Annotated in this window: 18 protein-coding genes; 8 read left to right on the top strand and 10 right to left on the bottom strand. The window is 56.9% G+C overall.

Translation table 11 applies throughout. The annotated features are described in order from the left end of the window. Nucleotides 1-10: 10 nt before the first annotated feature. From pheT to infC, 6 genes are all read right to left on the bottom strand, one after another. Nucleotides 11-2,434: a phenylalanine--tRNA ligase subunit beta gene (gene pheT / locus AC07U5_RS17350; RefSeq protein ID WP_494723753.1), complete on the bottom strand. Its 2,424-nt coding sequence runs from the start codon at nucleotides 2,432-2,434 to the stop codon at nucleotides 11-13. A 25-nt stretch (nucleotides 2,435-2,459) separates the two neighbouring features. Further along, nucleotides 2,460-3,542 (bottom strand): phenylalanine--tRNA ligase subunit alpha, encoded by a 1,083-nt coding sequence (pheS, locus tag AC07U5_RS17345; RefSeq protein ID WP_494723752.1) that lies wholly within the window; start codon nucleotides 3,540-3,542, stop codon nucleotides 2,460-2,462. Then, the gene (locus AC07U5_RS17340) at nucleotides 3,535-4,407 is read right to left on the bottom strand and encodes a BUD32 family EKC/KEOPS complex subunit (RefSeq protein ID WP_274101788.1); all 873 of its coding nucleotides are present in this window, start codon (nucleotides 4,405-4,407) and stop codon (nucleotides 3,535-3,537) included. Before AC07U5_RS17340 ends, pheS begins: the two co-directional genes overlap by 8 nt. 126 nt (nucleotides 4,408-4,533) lie before the next feature. Continuing rightward, complete coding sequence (rplT, locus tag AC07U5_RS17335) at nucleotides 4,534-4,938, bottom strand: 50S ribosomal protein L20 (protein WP_027674723.1); 405 nt, start codon at nucleotides 4,936-4,938, stop codon at nucleotides 4,534-4,536. Between the two features lie 40 nt (nucleotides 4,939-4,978). Further along, entirely contained in the window at nucleotides 4,979-5,182 is a 204-nt protein-coding gene (rpmI, locus tag AC07U5_RS17330) for a 50S ribosomal protein L35 (RefSeq protein ID WP_027674722.1), read from the bottom strand. Nucleotides 5,183-5,377: 195 nt separating this feature from the next. Then, entirely contained in the window at nucleotides 5,378-5,914 is a 537-nt protein-coding gene (infC, locus tag AC07U5_RS17325) for a translation initiation factor IF-3 (protein WP_111847509.1), read from the bottom strand. Between the two features lie 179 nt (nucleotides 5,915-6,093). Between infC and AC07U5_RS17320 the strand changes: the two genes are divergently transcribed. Together AC07U5_RS17320 and AC07U5_RS17315 are read left to right on the top strand one after the other, a co-directional pair. After that, complete coding sequence (locus AC07U5_RS17320) at nucleotides 6,094-6,888, top strand: alpha/beta hydrolase (protein ID WP_494723751.1); 795 nt, start codon at nucleotides 6,094-6,096, stop codon at nucleotides 6,886-6,888. Between the two features lie 224 nt (nucleotides 6,889-7,112). Beyond that, entirely contained in the window at nucleotides 7,113-7,727 is a 615-nt protein-coding gene (locus tag AC07U5_RS17315; protein ID WP_062423626.1) for a transglutaminase-like cysteine peptidase, read from the top strand. Between the two features lie 61 nt (nucleotides 7,728-7,788). Here the strand turns inward: AC07U5_RS17315 and AC07U5_RS17310 are convergent, their stop codons facing one another. Beyond that, nucleotides 7,789-8,688 (bottom strand): DMT family transporter, encoded by a 900-nt coding sequence (locus tag AC07U5_RS17310; RefSeq protein WP_494723750.1) that lies wholly within the window; start codon nucleotides 8,686-8,688, stop codon nucleotides 7,789-7,791. Nucleotides 8,689-8,822: 134 nt separating this feature from the next. On the opposite strand from AC07U5_RS17310, the gene AC07U5_RS17305 reads away from it, so the two are divergent. Further along, nucleotides 8,823-9,260, top strand: a complete 438-nt coding sequence (locus tag AC07U5_RS17305) for an Lrp/AsnC family transcriptional regulator (RefSeq protein WP_111847257.1) — start codon at nucleotides 8,823-8,825, stop codon at nucleotides 9,258-9,260. 3 nt (nucleotides 9,261-9,263) lie between these two features. Here AC07U5_RS17305 and mbfA read toward each other — a convergent pair whose 3' ends face one another. Then, nucleotides 9,264-10,247: an iron exporter MbfA gene (mbfA, locus tag AC07U5_RS17300; protein WP_494723749.1), complete on the bottom strand. Its 984-nt coding sequence runs from the start codon at nucleotides 10,245-10,247 to the stop codon at nucleotides 9,264-9,266. A 390-nt stretch (nucleotides 10,248-10,637) separates the two neighbouring features. Here mbfA and AC07U5_RS17295 point away from each other — a divergent pair, with 390 nt between their 5' ends. Continuing rightward, nucleotides 10,638-11,753: a Gfo/Idh/MocA family protein gene (locus AC07U5_RS17295; protein ID WP_494723748.1), complete on the top strand. Its 1,116-nt coding sequence runs from the start codon at nucleotides 10,638-10,640 to the stop codon at nucleotides 11,751-11,753. 102 nt (nucleotides 11,754-11,855) lie between these two features. After that, nucleotides 11,856-12,503, top strand: a complete 648-nt coding sequence (locus AC07U5_RS17290) for a flavodoxin family protein (RefSeq protein ID WP_494723747.1) — start codon at nucleotides 11,856-11,858, stop codon at nucleotides 12,501-12,503. A gap of 61 nt (nucleotides 12,504-12,564) precedes the next feature. On the opposite strand, the gene AC07U5_RS17285 is transcribed toward AC07U5_RS17290, so the two are convergent. Next, a complete protein-coding gene (locus AC07U5_RS17285) occupies nucleotides 12,565-13,113 on the bottom strand; it encodes a cupin domain-containing protein (RefSeq protein WP_494723746.1) in 549 nt (182 codons plus the stop codon). A gap of 148 nt (nucleotides 13,114-13,261) precedes the next feature. Here AC07U5_RS17285 and aptA point away from each other — a divergent pair, with 148 nt between their 5' ends. Then, nucleotides 13,262-14,596, top strand: coding sequence for an omega-aminotransferase AptA (gene aptA / locus AC07U5_RS17280; RefSeq protein WP_494723745.1), 1,335 nt, complete (start codon nucleotides 13,262-13,264; stop codon nucleotides 14,594-14,596). A 130-nt stretch (nucleotides 14,597-14,726) separates the two neighbouring features. On the opposite strand, the gene AC07U5_RS17275 is transcribed toward aptA, so the two are convergent. Next, the gene (locus AC07U5_RS17275; protein ID WP_494723744.1) at nucleotides 14,727-16,151 is read right to left on the bottom strand and encodes an FAD/NAD(P)-binding protein; all 1,425 of its coding nucleotides are present in this window, start codon (nucleotides 16,149-16,151) and stop codon (nucleotides 14,727-14,729) included. A gap of 339 nt (nucleotides 16,152-16,490) precedes the next feature. On the opposite strand from AC07U5_RS17275, the gene repA reads away from it, so the two are divergent. Continuing rightward, nucleotides 16,491-17,705 carry a plasmid partitioning protein RepA gene (repA, locus tag AC07U5_RS17270; RefSeq protein WP_448745725.1) on the top strand — a complete coding sequence of 405 codons (1,215 nt, stop codon included), beginning with the start codon at nucleotides 16,491-16,493 and terminating at the stop codon, nucleotides 17,703-17,705. Continuing rightward, on the top strand, nucleotides 17,702-18,715 hold the full coding sequence (gene repB, locus AC07U5_RS17265; RefSeq protein WP_494723743.1) for a plasmid partitioning protein RepB: 1,014 nt from the start codon (nucleotides 17,702-17,704) through the stop codon (nucleotides 18,713-18,715). The genes repA and repB overlap by 4 nt, the downstream gene beginning before the upstream one ends.

Raw genomic sequence — 18,715 nt, 5'->3', positions numbered from 1 at the left:
GAGTAAAGGATTACGCGCGAAGCACGCCGCCCGTTGTCTTCTCGACATTACCGACGATCTTTGCGGTCAAGGCTTCGAAGTCCTCATCCGTCAGGGTCTTGTCCATCGGCTGGATCTGAACTTCGATCGCAATCGACTTCTTATTCTCACCGAGCGACGCGCCTTCGAAGACGTCGAAAACATTCACGCCGGTGACGAGCTTGCGATCGGCGCTGGTTGCCGCCTTGATGATGGCGCCCGCTTCGACCGACTTGTCGACCACGAAAGCAAAGTCGCGTTTCACCACTTGGAACGGTGAAAGCTCCAGCGCCGGCTTGGTGCGCGTTGCCTTCTTCTTCGGTTCTGGCATGGCGTCGAGATAAATCTCGAAGCCGCAATAGGCACCAGAAATATCAAGAGCACCCAGCGTCTTCGGATGGAATTCGCCGAAGTAACCAAGAACCACCTTCGGACCCATCTTGATCGTGCCGGAACGGCCAGGATGGTACCAGGACGGAGCACCGGCCTCGATCTGCACATTCGCCATCGGCAAGCCGCAGGCTTCGATCACTGCCAGAGCATCGGCCTTCGCATCATAGACATCGACAGGCTTTCCGCCGCCCTTTGCTGTGTTCGACCACATGCGGCCTGCACCGGCAAGCGATGCGGTGCCGCGGCGAACTCCACCGGCGACACGCCGCTGGCCTTCCGGCGTATCGCCCTCATAGGTTCCCGACACTTCGAAGATTGCCACATCGCCATAGCCCTTGTCGGCATTGCGCTGGGCTGCGGTCAAAAGACCGGGAAGCAGGGACGGCCGCATGTCGGACATATCGGCAGCGATCGGGTTGGCGAGCTTGAGCGCGGAGGAGCCGCCGCCGAAGAGCTTCGCCTGCGCTTCCGGAATGAAGGACCAGGTGACGGCCTCCAGCATGCCGCGGCTTGCAAGTGCACGGCGCGCGGTACGCGTGCGGATCTGCAGCGTCGTCAAAATGCGCCCGTTGATGGCGCCGAGGCTCTCAAGCGGTTCCGGCTTGATGTTATCGACGCCATGGATGCGCATGACCTCTTCCACCAGGTCCGCCTTGCCATCGACGTCCGGACGCCATGAAGGCACCGACACGGAAACACGCTCGCCGGAGCCTTCGATGCCGAAACCGAGACCTTTGAGGATCGCAAGGCATTCTTCCGCCGAAACCTCGAGACCCGTCAGGCGCTTTACCTCGGAGAGTGGGAAATCAATCCACTTCGGCTCGAAGCCCTTGTAGCCGACGACCTTTGCTTCTCCAGCCACGCCGCCGCAAAGATCGAGCACCAGTTCCGTCGTGCGCTCAAGGCCCGGCACCATATATTCCGGATCGACGCCGCGTTCGAAACGATAGCGCGCATCGGTGATGATGCCGAGAGAACGTCCGGTCTTGGCAATGTTGATTGGATCCCAAAGTGCCGACTCGATCAGCACATCGACGGTATTCTCGTCGCAGCCGGAATGTTCGCCGCCCATGACACCCCCGATGGACTCGAGCCCATTGTCGTCGGCAATCACCACATTGTTTGGACCGAGCTTGTATTCACGCTGATCGAGGGCAAGGATCGTTTCGCCGTCTTTTGCGCGCCGCACGACGAGATCGCCCTTGACCTTCGCCGCATCGAAGACGTGCATTGGACGGCCTTGATCGAAGGTCATGTAGTTGGTGACGTCGACCAATGCGTTGATCGGGCGCAGGCCGATTGCCAGCAGGCGCTGCTGCATCCACTTCGGGCTGGGGCCATTCTTCACGCCGCGCACGATGCGAAGCGAGAAGCCCGGGCAGAGAGCCGCATCATCAAGCTCCAGCTTGACATCGACCGGCGTTGCGCCCTCGACCTTGAAGCTCGGTGCGGGCCGCGTCTTCAAGGTGCCGAGACCAGAGGCCGCCAGATCACGTGCGATGCCATAGATCGAGGTGCAATCCGGACGGTTCGGCGTGAGGTTGATCTCGATGACCGGATCATCAAGCCCGGCATAGGACGCGAAAGACGTGCCGACCGGCGCATCTTCCGGCAGATCGATGATGCCATCGTGATTGTCGGACATGTTGAGCTCCTTTTCGGAACACATCATGCCGTGGCTTTCGACGCCGCGGATCTTGCCGACGGAAAGCGTCACATCGATGCCCGGAACATAGGTCCCCGGACGCGCCAAAGCGCCAACGAGGCCGGCGCGCGCATTCGGCGCTCCGCAAACGATCTGCACCGGCTTACCGTCACCGGCATCCACCGACAGCACCTTCAGGCGATCCGCTTCCGGATGCTTTTCCGCCGACAGGACTTTGGCGATGACGAAGGGCTTGTAAGCCGCCTTGTCGTCGACATCTTCGACCTCGAGACCTATTGCCGTCAGGCGTTCGCAGATCTGCTCCAGAGAGGCATCCGTATCGAGATGCTCTTTTAGCCAGGAGAGCGTGAATTTCATACTATATACTCCTCGACTTGACCGATCAGACGCTCAGACCGCCGAACAGCGTCGGCATGTCGAGCGGGCGGAAGCCGTAATGGTTCATCCAGCGAACATCGGCGTTGAAGAAATCGCGCAGGTCCGGCATGCCGTATTTCAGCATGGCGATGCGGTCGAGACCCATGCCCCAGGCAAAGCCCTGATACTCGTCCGGATCGAGCCCACCGGCGCGCAGCACATTGGGGTGCACCATGCCGCAGCCGAGGATCTCCATCCAGTCCTTGCCTTCGCCGAACTTGATGATCGGGCCGGAGCGGTCGCACTGGATATCCACTTCGAAGCTCGGCTCGGTGAAGGGGAAGAAGGATGGGCGGAAGCGCATGACGACGCTATCGACCTCGAAGAATGTCTTGCAGAACTCCTCGAGAATCCAGCGAAGGTTTCCGACATGCGCTTTCTTGTCGATCACCAGGCCTTCGACCTGGTGGAACATCGGCGAATGGGTGGCATCGGAATCCTGGCGGTAGGTCTTGCCGGGAATGACGATACGGATCGGCGGCTTCTGCGCTTCCATGGTGCGCACCTGAACCGGCGAGGTGTGGGTGCGCAGAACCTTGCGCTCACCCTTCTTATCCGGCTGGAAGAAGAAAGTGTCGTGCATTTCGCGGGCGGGGTGGCCTTCCGGGAAGTTCAGCGCCGTGAAGTTATAATAGTCGGTTTCGATATCCGGGCCTTCGGCAATGGAGAAGCCCATATCGGCAAAGATCGCCGTGATCTCATCGACGATCTGGCTGATCGGATGAATGCGGCCGCGTTCTGCAGGAGACTGACGGACGGGTAGGCTGACGTCGAGCGTCTCGGCCTTCAGCCGCGCTTCGATGGCTGCATCCTTCAACTCGCTCTTGCGAGCGGTAAGAAAGTCCGTCACCTCATTCTTCAGCTGGTTGATGGCCGCGCCGCGTGTCTGGCGCTCTTCCGGCGTCATGGTGCCCAGCGTTTTCAGAAGCTCGGAAACGGAGCCCTTCTTGCCAAGCGCCGATAGGCGCACGGCCTCGATGGCCGCCTCGTCTGCCGCCGCAGCGATCTCCGACATCAGTTGCGATTTCAAAGTGTCCAGTTCAGTCATCTTTTCCTGCCCTGCCGGAGGTCTTGGCCCCGACATCGGTTTCAACAGCATTCTTTAGAAAGTCGGTCGCCACGATAAAGCGTCGCAGATCACTACCCATCTGCACGCGGCCAATCAACCGGGCGAGCGGCAAAAATCGGCCAAGCACACGTACCAGACGACGCAATTCATCGATGGTCGCCTGTGGTGCATGGGCGGACCATCCGCGATAGGCAGCGCCAAGCGTTGCATCAGTGTTTTCGGCAAAGGCGCTCAGTGGCAAGAACAGCAGCCACAGGTCACGCGCCTGAGCGCTGGCAAGCGGCATGACCGCCTGCGGCTCTTCCTCGAAATCCATGAAGCCGATACGGCCGCCTTTAAGAAAGAAGTCGCGAATATGCGGGCGCCCATGGCAAAGACCGGCGGCATGAAGCTCGCCGAGCTCGATCGCCGACTGAACCAGCAACCGATCGGGATGTCCTTCGCTTGCCTTGCGCGCCACGATGCCCTGGATAGTCGGCCCCACGTCTTCCAGCACGATGGCGGTATCGGAGGAATAGATGATCGCCGGAACGGTGAAGCCTGCATTGCCGAACTCTATCATCCGGCGCTTTTCACGCGCCATCATCTCGACAGGCGAAAGCACCGGGGAGGGTCTGAGGAACGCGTATGGAAGAAGGCGGGCGGCGAAGCCCTGCAACTTGCTCCACCACCGTGGTTCTTCGGTGCCCTGACGCTTGATCCAGACGGCGCCGGAACTCAGCTCCAGCCGCTGGATGCGCTTTTCGCTCATCAACAGGGTCTGCATGAGCGCAGCAATATCGGCATCTTCCAGATGAACATGGAAGCCCTTTTCCCTCTCGCTCGCATTGGCAGCCTGAAGCATGATAGTCCCGTCGGCGCCAAAGCGCCCAGAGGGCTTCCTTCTGGAAAGGAAGCATTTTCAAACGTAAAACCCGCCCCGGTTGCCCGGCGCGGGTTTCAAATGAACAACAATTTGTCCGCGCCGTAATTACTTTACAGCGGATTCAAACTCGTTGGCCGTACCTGCATCCTTGAGGTACTCAAGAGCCTTCTTCGCGGCGTCGACGAGCGCGCCGAAAGCTGCCGGCTCATGGATAGCCATGTCGGACAGAACCTTACGGTCGACTTCGATCCCAGCCTTGTTCAGGCCGTCGATGAAGCGGCCATAGGTCAGGCCGAATTCGCGGACAGCAGCGTTGATACGCTGGATCCACAGAGCGCGGAAGTTACGCTTGTTGACCTTGCGGTCGCGGTAAGCGTACTGCTTGGAACGGTCAACCGCTGCCTTTGCTGCGCGGATGGTGTTCTTGCGACGGCCGTAGAAGCCCTTGGCTGCCTTGAGTGTCTTGGTGTGCTTGGCGCGGGAAGTTACGCCACGTTTTACGCGTGCCATGTCATGATCTCCTTAAAGTGTCCAAAAATGCGGAAGAGTCTTAGAGACCGTTCGGCAGGTAGTTCTTGACGACTTTTTTGCCGTCAGCTTCGGCCAGAACCATGGTTCCGCGCGCGTCGCGAATGAACTTGTTGGAACGCTTGATCATGCCGTGGCGCTTACCGGCGGCGGCTGCGAGAACCTTGCCGGTGCCAGTGATCTTGAACCGCTTTTTTGCAGCGGATTTCGTCTTCATCTTGGGCATTTTGCTACTCCGTTATTTTGTATCGAAACAGGCAGACGAAGCCCGTTTCAAGCTATTCAAGAACGGCCACGGCATGCCCTGCCGGACCGTTCGGACGCGCGCTTATAACCGCAGTTATGAGAAAGCGCAACGGGGAAGCCAAACTTCCCCTGCGAGAGTGGAAGACGCCGACCTCGATGCCAGCGCGCCCAAGCATTACTTCGGTGCAAGCACCATCATCATCTGGCGGCCTTCGAGCTTCGGCTCGGCTTCCACCTTGGCGATTGTCAAGGTATCTTCCTTCACCTGCTGAAGCAGCTTCATGCCAAGTTCCTGGTGAGCCATTTCGCGGCCACGGAACTTCAGCGTTACCTTCACCTTGTCGCCTTCTTCAAAGAAACGGTTCATTGCCTTCATCTTCACCTCATAGTCATGGGTGTCGATGTTCGGACGCATCTTGATTTCTTTGACCTCGACGATCTTCTGCTTCTTGCGCGCTTCGGCCGCCTTCTTCTGCGTCGAATATTTCAGCTTACCGAGATCGAGAATTTTGCAAACAGGCGGTTCTGCATTCGGCGAAATCTCGACAAGATCAAGACCGGCCTCTTCCGCCATCTTCAACGCCTGGTCCGTCGGCATCACGCCGAGGTTCTGGCCTTCTTCATCAATCAGCTGAATTTTGGGAATGCGAATTTCCCTGTTGGAGCGCGGGCCTTCCTTGACGGGGGCATCGGCTTTGAACGGTCTGCGAATGGTCGTATTCTCCTGATCTGTTTCGATATCGCGTCGGCAAAAACAGCTTGTCGGTGCAAATGGCTGAAATGTCGTGAACGCCTCTGGGAAGTCAATAGCATGGCTTTGCAAAAAAATCACCTCCTGTCGTGGTTTTTACGAATCTGGTCTACAGGGGAAAGAAACGTATGGAGAATAAGATGACGCAGCCACACGAAGCCCCACAGTATATTGTCGTCGGCGAAGGTGACGCCGCGCGCGAGATCGCAATCCTGTCTCGATCGGCGCAAGCGTCGGATCATCGCCCTGCCCTCGTCTGGCTCGGGGGCTACCGCTCCGACATGACAGGCACGAAGGCCGTCGAGCTCGATCGCTTTGCGCAACAGGAGGGGCTCGCCTGCATCCGCTTCGATTATTCTGGTCATGGCGCATCGAAAGGCGAGTTCAGAGACGGCACCATTTCACGATGGCTGGAGGAATCTCTTGCCGTTCTGGACGACAAGGCACCTGAAAGCGTCATTCTGATCGGTTCATCCATGGGTGGATGGATTGCGCTCAGACTGATCGAAGAACTGCGCAAGCGCGGCAAGGGGCCGAACGTTTCAGGTCTTGTCCTTATTGCGCCAGCGCCGGACTTTACTGCGGAATTGATCGAGCCCAATCTGACGGAAGCTGAAAAGGCGTCGCTTACCGAGCGCGGCTATTTCGAAGAGCCATCGGAATACAGCCCCGAGCCCAACATCTTCACCCGCGATCTGATGGAGGACGGCCGCAACAATCTGGTTTTGACAGGTGTGATCGATACCGGCTGCCCCGTTCATATTCTGCAAGGCATGCGTGATGAAGACGTGCCTTACCAACATGCCTTACGACTGATGGAACACCTGCCTGCCGACGATGTGGTCTTGAGCCTTATCCGTGATGGCGACCATCGGCTTTCGCGTCCCCAGGACATTGAGAGAATGCTCGGTGCGGTCAAAAGCCTTGTGGCTTAGGGCACCGGGCGTCCTTAAGGGCGCACAAAGTATGCTCTACCCCTTTGAATCGATGGGCCGCTCTTTCCGAAAATCGATTTCGATTTTCGGGCCTTATGCTTTGAGCATTTCGGCAACGCTCTTAACCATAATATTCATCTTGCGTTCATAGAGGGCCCGCTTCCGATTGACACTTACCCCTGATCTCTCTTAACACTTTATTAAGACTTCAAGGGACGGGTTTGATGATGAATGCATCGCAGGCACGGGCGCTGCTCATTGCAGTGGCGGCCGGACTACTTTCTGCGGCCTCCGTGCAGGCTGAAAACAAAGGCAGCCCGGCCATGGTGACGGGCGGCATTACATCGCAGCCGATCGGCCATTACGAATTCTGCCAGAGATACGCATCCGAATGCGATATTCGCAGCAAGCTGACACCCGCTCCTCGCGTGACGGATTATGGCTGGACTGTCATTCGCGACATCAACACTGAAGTGAACACCACAATCGTCGCCATGACCGACCAGGAAGTCTATGGCAAGGACGAGTATTGGGAATATCCCAAGACCGCAGGTGACTGCGAAGACTTCGTGCTGTTGAAGCGCAAGAAGCTGATCGAGAAGGGCTTTGCCGTCTCCGATCTTCTCATCACCGTCGTGCGCAAGCCCGATGGCGAAGGCCACGCCGTGTTGACCGTGCGAACCAATGACGGCGACTTCATCCTCGACAATTTGTCGAACGAGGTGAAGCTGTGGACCGACACCAACTACACCTATTTGAAGCGTCAGGCTTCCTTCAACACCGGTCGCTGGGTCTCCATCGAAGATGGCCGCGATGTTCTGGTTGGCGCACTGCGCTAAACAGACAGCATTGGCAAACGCCGCTTAAGTATAGCGTTATCGAAGCGCAGAACGCGATGTCTTACCCCAAGGCGTCGCGCTTTGCTTTCAGGCGGGGAAAAACAGACCAGCCCAATGTCGAACCTGCGGCGGCCACAAGAATGGCAACCACGCCGATGATCTGCAGTGGCTGCAGGTGATGGCCGAAGGCGATACGATCAATCATGATCGCCGCCACCGGATAGATGAAGGACAGGGAGCCGGTGAGGTTGGTCGGCAATTTCTGGATTGCGCCATAGAGCAGAATATACATCAGTCCGGTGTGAACGACGCCAAGCGTCACCAAGATCATCCAAGCCTGCGCCTCGATGCGAGGACCCTCTGCCGAGAATGGCATGAGCAGAAAAATGCCGGTGACCACCTGAATTAGCGCGATCAGTTGCGGCGGAACGCCCTTCAATGTCTTGGCGATGATGGCGGCCACCGCATAGAAGAAGGCGGCGGCGAGAGCGAGCGCAATTCCGGCGAGATAGTTTTCACCAGAATATCCGGCACCGGGCTTCGCATAAATGATGGCCAGCGTGCCGAGAAACGAGATGGCGAGCCACAACATCTTATTGAGCGTCAGCCGCTCTGACAGGAAGAGCGCGCCCATGGACACCAGTATAAAGGGTTGGGTATTGTAGACCGCGGTCGCAATCGAAATCGAAGCGCGTGGATAGGCGGCGAATAACAGCAGCCAGTTCGTGACGATCGCCATTCCGCCGAGCACTGCGAAACCCAACTGTTTGCGCGACATGATACCGAGCCGGAAAAATCCCATTGCTGCGCAGATCGGCAGCAGGATCGCCGCGCCGAAAACGCAGCGCCAAAATACGACGCTTGTCACAGGTTGGCCGGACAAGACAACAAACAGGCCGATGGTGCCGGAAATCACCATCGCGCTTGCCATTTCAATTACGCCGCGCATCTTTTCAGTCATGGTCAGGCCCTCATTGTGATGCAGGGATCCTAATGGACTTGATTGGAGATTGCCTTGAATTTTAAAAGGCGTTACCTCAAGAAATCCTATCAAAAGAAGGCTGGAATTGGCCTTCGCTTTAAAGGACAAAGCAAATGCTCGACGATGTCGACAAGCGCATTCTGGAGCTTCTGTCGAATGATGGAAGAATGTCTGTCAAGGATCTCGCGCAGCACGTGGGACTGTCGGCGCCGAGTACATCCGAGCGGATCAAGCGACTGGAAGAGCGGGGCGTCATCCGCGGCTTTACAGTGGAAATCGACCCGGCGAGTATCGGGTTCACGCTCCAGGCCATCATTCGTGTTCGCCCGTTGCCTGGCAAGCTGCATGTTGTTCAGCAACTCATCGAGGCAATCCCTGAGATTTCGGAATGCGACAAGGTGACGGGAGACGATTGCTTCATTGCCCGTCTGCATGTCCGCTCGATCGAGGAGTTGGACACGATCCTCGACCGGATCGCCGACAAGGCGGAAACCAACACATCGATCGTAAAGCTGCAGCCGGTCAAACGCCGGCTGCTTCCTCTGTCCTGAAATTTATCCGTGCCCGATGATAATGCCGGCCGCCAGAACCAGCGAGCCGCCGAGGACCACCTGAAACACGGCGCGCAGAAACGGTGTTTCCATGAACCTGTTCTGGATGAAGGCAATCGCCCACAACTCGATGAACACGACGACGGCGGCAATCGCCGTTGCCGTCCAGAAGTGCGGAATGAGGTAGGGAAGCGCGTGACCGAGACCGCCGACAGCCGTCATGATACCGGACGCGAAGCCGCGCTTTATCGGCGATCCGCGTCCTGAAAGCTTGCCGTCATCATGAGCGGCTTCGGTAAAGCCCATGGAAATGCCAGCACCGACAGAGGCGGAAAGACCGATCAGAAAGGTTTGCCATGTATCCTGGGTGGCGAAAGCTGCGGCAAAGATCGGCGCGAGCGTCGACACCGAGCCGTCCATCAGGCCCGCAAGGCCCGGCTGTACATAGGTCAGCAAGAACTGGCGCTTGGAGGTCTCATCTTCTTCCGATCGCGCATCTTCGGGAAGATGCTTGTCGCTGAGCATGCCGGCAATGTCTTCATGCCCCCGCTCCGCTTCGGCCAGATCGCCGAGAAGCTTGCGGGTTTCTGCATCGGTCACATGGCGAATTGCCTCATCATAGAAGCGAATGGCCTGCTGCTCCATCTCTTCGGCCTGCTCGCGGATATGGTCTAGCGACAGCGTATTGATCAACCAGTCCGGCTTGCGCTCATAAAAGCCGCGCACATGCTCGCGCCGAATGAGTGGAATGACATCGCCAAAGCGGCGCTTGTGCATGTCGATCAGGACATTGCGGTGCGTGTGCTCCACTTCAGCCATGTCGTCGAAAATCTTGGCGGATTGCGGATATTGAGCGCGCAAATGATCCGCATAGGACCGGTAGATCCGTGAATCATCCTCTTCCGACGAGATGGCCAGAGCGAGGATTTCCTGCTCGTTGAGAGAGGAAAAGGGACGTTTGGAGGAAGAGAAGAGACTGCGGAACATCGTGCCATCCTTTTAGAATGATTCTAATTACTCCTGTGATCCGTGCTTCGCAAGTCGTTTTAGAATAATTCTAAGTAGGTCTTTTTTGCATGGCCGGAAAGCTGAAGGACATGTCTCGCACACCAATGGTGCCGCCGGTATTCGACCAATGATGGCATGCGAGCAAAGCGCCACAAAACACAAGCGCAGGCAGCACATTGGCCCAACAGCCATCACCCCATTTGCAGCACCCCGCTTATTGAACCGACTGCCAAACGGAGTCCGAATCCGACACGCTTGGGGCAGACCATCATGTCCTTGATCCGGAACATTGCTGAAGGTTCGGCATTCCTCATTGGCAATGCCGCACCCAGCTGCGTTGCTCCCAATCAAGCGAATTTCGAGAGCGCAATGCCATCACCAGAAAAGAAAATCCGTTACGCCGTCGTCGCCGGAGGCCAAATCTCACAGCAGGCCTTCATGCCCGGCATCAAGCAAACCAACAATTCCGAGCTGGCAGCGCTTGTAACCGGTGATCCGGTGAAAGCGGACAAGCTTGCAAAACTTTACGGAATAAAACCCTTGTCATACGAGCAATATGATGAGCTGCTGAAGTCCGGCGAAATCGACGCCGTTTATGTTGCCACCCCAAACTTCCGTCACGCCCCATTCGCCGTTGCCGCTCTCGAGGCTGGCATTCACGTGCTTCTGGAAAAGCCGATGGCGTCGAGCGTCGAGGAGGCTGAACAGATCCTGGCAGCACAAAAGAAAAGCGGCGCCAAGCTGATGATTGCCTATCGTCTTCATCACGAGCCCGGCAATGTCGAGCTTTTCACACGCGCTCGTAATGGCGACTTTGGTGATCTGCGCAGCTTCTCCTCAACCTTCGCCCAGAATGTCGCAGAAGAAAACTCTCGTGGTCATAACGGCTATTGGGGCGGCCCTGTGCCAGACATGGGTGCCTATCCGCTCAATGCAGTGCGCAACCTGTTTGGCAGCGAGCCCGTCGCGGTTCACGCGGTTGGAACCAAGGCCAAAGATCGCGGCTTCAACTTTCATGATACAGTCGCGGTCACTTTGCTGTTTCCGCAAGAGCGCACCGCGCAGTTTACGGTGAGTTACGCCACCGCATCGGCCGAAAACTTCACACTGGTCGGAACAAAGGCGACGGTCGAGGCTTCGCCCTGCTACATGTTCGGGCCTTCCATGGGGATCGCTTACCGCGAAATCACCGACGAGGGAACGAAGGAACACGTCTTCGAGCCGGTAGACCAGTTTGGTAACGAGACACAGTATTTTTCCGACTGCATTCTGAACGACCGCGATCCAGAAGCCAATGGCGAGGAAGGCTTGATGGACATGCGTGTCCTGGCTGCGGTTGAGCGATCGCTTGAGACTGGGGAGACCATCACGTTACCCGCAGCTTCACGATCTCGCAGGGTCGAAGCCGACCAGGCGCTTCACCTGGACCCCGCTGAGCAACCATCGGAAGACGAGATGATCAGCATCGTTCCCCAATCGAAGTAAATCAAATCCACGCGCCTCCATGCGTCACGAGCAATCTGCGACACGGGAACAAGCCTTTCGTGTCGCGGTTACGAGACGATGTTCACCTTGGAGGAGACGACAATGGCTTTGAAAGCAATCGCGCTTAATGCAACCTTGAAGGCATCTGGCGGCGAGCCATCATCGACGGATCGCATGCTCGCACTCATTGCGTCGGCGATGTCAAAAGTCGGTGTGGAGACAGAGACTATCCGGCTTGCAGATTTTAACATAAAGCCCGGCGTGTCCTCTGATGAGGGCGACGGAGACGATTGGCCGGCAATTCGTCAAAAGGTTCTCGACGCAGATATTCTCATCCTCGGCACACCAATATGGCTTGGACAGCCCAGCAGCGTGTCGAAGCGTGCGTTGGAGCGAATGGACGCGTTTCTTGAAGAAACCGATGACGCGGGCAGGATGGTATCTTACGGGCGGGTTGCTGCCGCAGCCGTTGTCGGCAATGAAGATGGCGCCCACCATGTTTGCGCCGAACTCTATCAGGCCCTGAACGATGTCGGCTTTACGATCGCCCCGAACGCGGTGGCCTATTGGGTGGGCGAAGCGATGGGGAGCACAAACTTTTCCGATCTGGAGCATATCCCAGAAACAGTGACGAAGGCCGTCGACATGCTGGCTCGCAACACCGTGCATTTGGCAAGGCTGACCAAAGAAAACCCCTATCCGGTGAAGCGTGAGAACGGGTATTCATATCTTCCTGCATCAAGCGAGTGACACCTCGGGTCTCAATCATACCGTTAATTAGTCGGCTAATAAAAGCGCCTTGATCGGTTCTTTAAAAGCTCGGAGGCGTGCAGGCACTGATCACCTCGCAGGGCACCGGCCCAACGCAGCGAAAGACATGGGGGCGCCTGCTTTCGAAGTAGTAGGCGTCACCCGGCCCAAGAATGCGGCGTTCGTCATCGACGGTGACCTCCAGCCGGCCAGAGAGCACGATGCCACCCTCCTCCCCCTCATGCACCAGAGGCACACGTCCGGTGCTGGCGCCGGGTTGATAACACTCTTTGAGAATCTGCAGGCTCCTGCCGAACAGGTTATCTCCGATTTGCCGGTAGGAAATCGGCCCCTTGCCGATCTCGACCAGCTCTTGCGCAGCATAGAACGCCTTGCGCGGCTTGTCCGGCTCGAAGGCGAAAAACTCTGCAAGGCCAATCGGAATGCCGTCCAGGATCCGCTTCAGGGCACCAACGGACGGATTGGCCGAATTGGACTCGATCAGCGAAATCGTCGAGTTCGTTACGCCTGCCCTGCGGGCCAACTCGCGTTGCGACAACTTGTGCATCGACCGAAGATGACGCAATCTGTTGCCAATATCGACGCTCATTGAAATCTCCGCGTTTCACATGTTCGGTATAGCGCAAACATACACCCTTCTACTCAGTTAAAACAATAGGTTAGGACTGAACAAAAAAGGACTTGTTTACAGCCATAAAGTCGCGGATGGATGCATCATCCAAGTCAAGGGGACCCTCATGGACCATCAAACCAAAGCCAATATGCCAAACCTCGCCAATTTCTGGATGCCGTTCACGGCGAACCGCCAGTTCAAGGCGTCACCCCGTCTGCTGGCGAGTGCTGAGGGCATGTACTACACCGATATTGACGGCAACCGGATCCTTGACGGCACGGCAGGCTTGTGGTGCGTGAATGCGGGCCACGGCCGCAAGCGGATTTCGACGGCTGTCGAGCGACAGCTCTCCACGATGGATTTCGCGCCCACCTTCCAGATGGGCCATCCCATCGCTTTCGAATTTGCCGAAAAGCTCGCCGCGCATGCACCAGGCGGTACCGCTGCCGAACTCGATCGTGTCTTTTTCACAGGTTCTGGTTCTGAATCCGTAGACACAGCGCTCAAGATTGCGATCGCCTATCAGCGCGCCATCGGCCAGGGAACACGCACACGCATCATCGGCCGTGAGAAGGGTTATCACGGCGTTGGCTTCGGCGGCATCTCGGTTGGCGGTCTCGTCAACAACCGCCGCGTTTTCCCGCAGATCCCCGCCGACCATATGCGCCACACACTCGACTTGGAGCGCAACGCGTTCAGCAAGGGTCTACCACAGCATGGTTTGGAGCTTGCGGAAGATCTGGAGCGTCTCGTCGCTCTTCACGGCGCAGAGACGATTGCCGCAGTGATTGTCGAACCGATGTCGGGTTCGGCCGGCGTGATCCTGCCACCCAAGGGCTATTTGGAAAGGCTTCGCGCCATTGCCGACAAGCATGGCATCCTGGTGATCTTCGATGAGGTCATCACCGGCTTTGGTCGTCTCGGTCAGCCATTCGCCACCGATTACTTCGGCGTCGTTCCGGATCTTGTCACGACCGCCAAGGGTATCACCAACGGCTCGATCCCGATGGGCGCGGTGTTCGCGAAGCGCTATGTCTATGATGCGCTGATGCACGGCCCAGAAAACCAGATCGAACTGTTCCACGGTTACACCTATTCAGGCCACCCGGTTGCCTGCGCCGCCGGCATCGCGACGCTCGAGATCTATGAGGAAGAAGGCCTTCTGACACGCGCGGCATCGCTGGCGCAGAAATGGGAAGATGCCCTCCATGGACTGAAGGGTGCACCACATGTGGTCGATATCCGCAATCTCGGCCTCGTCGGCGCCATCGAACTTGCCCCGCGCGACGGTGCTCCAGGAACACGCGCTTACGACGTCTTTGTCGATTGCTTCAAGAAGGGCCTTCTTGTCCGCGTTACGGGAGATATCATAGCGCTCTCTCCTCCCCTGATCATCGAGGAACATCAGATCGATACGATCGTCTCCATGATCGAGGATGCACTTCAGCGAGCTGCGTGATCGCTCAAGGTGTGAAGAAGGTCCGGGGTGAGGAACCCGCCCCGGACCGTATCTGACCAGATTTAGTCAAAATTTAAGAATTTTCATCCCGTTGTAATATAACGACAAAAATCCTCATATCAAAGCAAAGTCACGCTTTGCTTTCTGCACTTCGTATAGCTGTTTTTGCAGGATTTTGATCGCTTTGCGATGCCTCGACTTGAACACGTTGTTGGATCGATTCGGCGACTTTGCGAGTCTGCACACGTATGTCAGGCACAGCAGTAATTTCCCAAAACTGCCCCGCTGTCAAGGCACCCACAGCGAATAGGTCAGACTGCGCATGCCCATCAGGCTTGAGAACATGGGACTGCGCATCGACCCTGATGCCCAATCCAAGTGGGTCGGTATCGATCATTTTATCTGTGACCATCTGCTGCAGAAGCGGAGAGTGAGCGATCCCAGCTCGTTCCATGCCGGTACAATTTACCAGCCAGTCGAACGGCAAACAGACCTGGCCCGTTTCACCTCGTTTACGGTAGGTCAGGAAAGGCCCCTCCTCCGCCCTGGCAATACTTTGTACGAAACCAGCGTGAACTTTGACCACATCCTGCTTCAGCAATCCATCGAAGACCTCATGCACTTGCGGCGCGACCCGGTGCCGGTGAATATTCCACCAGGCAAGGGCATGGCGAAGGAACCGCGCCCGCTTCGGCTCATCTAGGGACTGCCAGAGCTTTTGGGTCTGTGGACGCAAACCATCCATGACGGCACGCCACTCAGCGCCCGCTCTTACAACGCGCCGAAGGTCGGCCAGGATTTGACTGATTTCGCTGCGGCCTGCATTCAGCTTCGGGTCTACAGGGGTGACGGGCGATGTGCTGTGACCATGCGGGACGAGGCCACGGCGGGAGATTACATGGATCTTTCCGCGATGCCCCATATTCCGGAGCGACAAAACCTGATCGATCATCGTCAAGCCGGACCCCAAGATACAGATCGTGTCATCGGGCTGAACTCTGGAGAGCCAGTTGAGACGCCATGGGTTTCGGACGACGCGGCGCAGCAGCGCCATATCGGCTTCTCGAGTTAGCCTCGGTAAACTTGCCGTCCCGACGCCAAGACACAGGACCCCCCTTTCGGCAATCAGCGACGTTCCGTCACTAAGCCGAAAGGTGACACGGCCCTCACTAATGGCTGCACACGACATCGCCTTGGCCTTGATAAAGTCGACTCGGATTCGCTGCCTTTGATCTCGAAGAAGGGCGGCGAGTGTATCGCGCAAATAAAGTCCGTAGTCATTTCGGCTGGCAAAGCCAGACCCGTCTACGTCCCGTCCTCGGCTACTCAGCCAATTGAGAAAGTCGTCGGGACGATCGACAAATGCGCTCATTCGCGCTGCTGGTACATTTAACCGATGAAGATGCAGTTCAGTGCGATATGCCGTTCCTCTTCCGAAGCTCGCATCATCGCCGACGATGGCAATCGATGTCCCTGCCGGAAGCAATTGCAAAAGATTGGTCACCAGACTGATCGCTGAAAATCCGGATCCCACCACCGCGACGTCATAGATCATATTGGCCTCCTTGGCATTGCATGAACAACAAAGCTCACGCCAACTCAAAAAGCAAATGAAAGCATCGACACATAGGGGTCGCTCGGCAGCGCTCCAGAAATCGGTTAGCCGCGGCTAACACGGTGAACGCATAATGGAGGTTCCGCCTCGCGCATTTGCCGAGCCACCAAACTCTATTTCTGATTCAAAATGCCGTTGTATGACGCTGAAAAGATTCATGTTTGGCTTAAGAAATGCCTATTGCGTCAAAAAGAGAATCGGCGCTTATATCCCAGTTGCGGAAAAATCCGATTTCGACGGAAAAAACCGCAACTGATCTAACGAGCGGAAAAGAGAGAAATGACACCTGGTGCTGACCCCAACATTGCTGAGAGAGCGCCCGATCTCACGAGCCTCATCTTACAGCATTCGGCAGCTTTGTCTGCACAGCTTCAGGCGCACAATGCTCACACATTTGCGCCGTTGTCCGAAAAGACCATGCGCACATTCTCTCCTTCCGAGACAGCAAAGCTGATCGGTATTGGTGAGGCCTATCTTCGCCAGATCGCCGCCGAGATGCCGGACCTCAGCGCATCGCAGAGCGGCGGTCGCCGTAGCTATTCCGTCGACGACATCCACGCGATCCGCAAACACCTCGATCAGGGTGCCCGCGGTACACGCCGCTATCTGCCGCATCGCCGTGAAGGTGAGGCGCTCCAAGTCGTCGCAGTCATGAATTTCAAGGGCGGCTCAGGCAAGACGACTACCTCCGCGCATCTCGCTCAGTATCTGGCGTTGCGCGGCTATCGCGTTCTCGCCATCGACCTTGACCCGCAGGCCAGTCTGTCTGCCCTCTTCGGTCACCAGCCTGAATTGGATGTCGGTCCAAACGAAACACTATATGGTGCTATCCGCTACGACGATGAACAGCGTCCGGTCGCAGAAATTGTCAGGGGCACCTACATCCCTGACCTCCACATCATTCCTGGCAATCTGGAGCTTATGGAGTTCGAGCATGACACGCCTCGTGCTTTGATGCGCCGCGCGCCTGGCGACACATTGTTCTTCGCCCGCATCGGTCAGGCAATCGCTCAGGTGCAGAACTTCTACGACGTCGTTGTCATCGATTGCCCTCCTCAGCTCGGCTATCTGACACTGTCTGCCCTGACGGCTGCGACCTCGGTTCTCGTGACCGTTCATCCGCAAATGCTCGACGTAATGTCGATGAACCAGTTCCTGGCAATGACCGGCGATCTTCTCTCTGAAATCGGCCGTGCCGGTGCGCGCTCGGATTATCATTGGATGCGTTATCTGGTCACGCGCTTCGAACCGAGCGACGGACCACAGAACCAGATGGTGGCGTTTCTACGTTCCATCTTCGGTGAGAACGTTCTGAACCATCCAATGCTGAAGAGCACGGCGATCTCCGACGCCGGTTTGACCAATCAGACCTTGTTTGAAGTTGAACGGACCCTCTTCACCCGGTCGACTTATGACCGTGCTTTGGAAGCCATGACTAACGTAAATGCCGAAATTGAAGGCCTGATAAAAAAAGCGTGGGGTAGAAACGCATGAGCAGAAAGCAAATCTTCGCCAATCTCGGCGGCAGTAATGCCGACAACAACGAAGCCGCTGCGGACCGTCCGCGCCCACGCATTCGTCCTATTCTCGGGTCGCCGGATCTGGTGACCGACACCGTGAACTCGCCCGTTGGAATGATCGGTCAGTCACTCAACGAGGTTTCCGAACGCAGCAAGCGTGCCGAAGAAATCGAAAAGAAGCTGGCTGAAGGCCTGGCGATCGTTGCGCTTGATCCTGCAGATATCGATCCATCCTTTATTCCCGACCGCATGCCGGCATCGCGTGAGGCAGATGTGGGCCTGGTCGAAGCCATTCGTGAGCAGGGCCAACAGGTCCCGATCCTGGTTCGCCCGCATCCAGATAGGCCCGGCCGCTATCAGGTCGCGTTCGGACATCGTCGTCTGCGTGCTGTCGCGGAAATCGGTATTCCTGTTCGTGCCGTTGTTCGTGATCTGACAGACGAGCAGCTTGTCGTGGCACAGGGCCAGGAAAACAACGAACGCCGCGATCTCAGCTACATCGAGAAAGCGCGCTTTGCACAGAAGCTGCAGCTCAGGTTTTCGCGTGAGACCATCATGGCGGCGATGTCTCTCTATAAGAGCGATCTTTCCAACATGCTGTCGGTCGTAGGCCGTATTCCCGATGATATCGTGGACAAGGTTGGTCCTGCTCCTGGCGTCGGCCGCCGCAACTGGATGGATCTCGCTGATCAGTTGACGTCATCCAAGGTGAATGATGTCGCTCGGTCCTTCCTTGAGGACGATCGCATCGAAAGGCTCGCCTCTGAAGAACGTTTCAAGGCTCTGCTGGAATATCTCAAGCCGAAGGTGGAACCCAAGCGCAGCGGTGTTCTGGCGTCGAAGAGCGGTCAAAAACTCGCGAAGATCGTCGAGACGGACCGCAAGATCGACATCTCCATCGACCGCAAGGAAGCTCCTGAGTTCGCGTCTTTCGTTCTGGAGCACCTGCAGGCTCTGTTTGAGGAGCACCGCTCTAAACAATAG

It is taken from the genome of Agrobacterium sp. GW821-FHT02D03 (assembly GCF_059421725.1).
This window is presented reverse-complemented; position numbering and strand designations above follow the sequence as displayed.

Coding starts and splice junctions, on each gene's coding strand:
- rpmI (WP_027674722.1), bottom strand. CDS start 5,182: ATGCCCAAGATGAAGACGAAATCCGCTGCAAAAAAGCGGTTCAAGATC.
- pheT (WP_494723753.1), bottom strand. CDS start 2,434: ATGAAATTCACGCTCTCCTGGCTAAAAGAGCATCTCGATACGGATGCC.
- mbfA (WP_494723749.1), bottom strand. CDS start 10,247: ATGTTCCGCAGTCTCTTCTCTTCCTCCAAACGTCCCTTTTCCTCTCTC.
- AC07U5_RS17320 (WP_494723751.1), top strand. CDS start 6,094: ATGACGCAGCCACACGAAGCCCCACAGTATATTGTCGTCGGCGAAGGT.
- rplT (WP_027674723.1), bottom strand. CDS start 4,938: ATGGCACGCGTAAAACGTGGCGTAACTTCCCGCGCCAAGCACACCAAG.
- AC07U5_RS17305 (WP_111847257.1), top strand. CDS start 8,823: ATGCTCGACGATGTCGACAAGCGCATTCTGGAGCTTCTGTCGAATGAT.
- AC07U5_RS17285 (WP_494723746.1), bottom strand. CDS start 13,113: ATGAGCGTCGATATTGGCAACAGATTGCGTCATCTTCGGTCGATGCAC.
- repA (WP_448745725.1), top strand. CDS start 16,491: ATGACACCTGGTGCTGACCCCAACATTGCTGAGAGAGCGCCCGATCTC.
- AC07U5_RS17310 (WP_494723750.1), bottom strand. CDS start 8,688: ATGACTGAAAAGATGCGCGGCGTAATTGAAATGGCAAGCGCGATGGTG.
- repB (WP_494723743.1), top strand. CDS start 17,702: ATGAGCAGAAAGCAAATCTTCGCCAATCTCGGCGGCAGTAATGCCGAC.
- AC07U5_RS17315 (WP_062423626.1), top strand. CDS start 7,113: ATGATGAATGCATCGCAGGCACGGGCGCTGCTCATTGCAGTGGCGGCC.
- AC07U5_RS17275 (WP_494723744.1), bottom strand. CDS start 16,151: ATGATCTATGACGTCGCGGTGGTGGGATCCGGATTTTCAGCGATCAGT.
- AC07U5_RS17295 (WP_494723748.1), top strand. CDS start 10,638: ATGCCATCACCAGAAAAGAAAATCCGTTACGCCGTCGTCGCCGGAGGC.
- pheS (WP_494723752.1), bottom strand. CDS start 3,542: ATGACTGAACTGGACACTTTGAAATCGCAACTGATGTCGGAGATCGCT.
- AC07U5_RS17290 (WP_494723747.1), top strand. CDS start 11,856: ATGGCTTTGAAAGCAATCGCGCTTAATGCAACCTTGAAGGCATCTGGC.
- aptA (WP_494723745.1), top strand. CDS start 13,262: ATGGACCATCAAACCAAAGCCAATATGCCAAACCTCGCCAATTTCTGG.
- AC07U5_RS17340 (WP_274101788.1), bottom strand. CDS start 4,407: ATGCTTCAGGCTGCCAATGCGAGCGAGAGGGAAAAGGGCTTCCATGTT.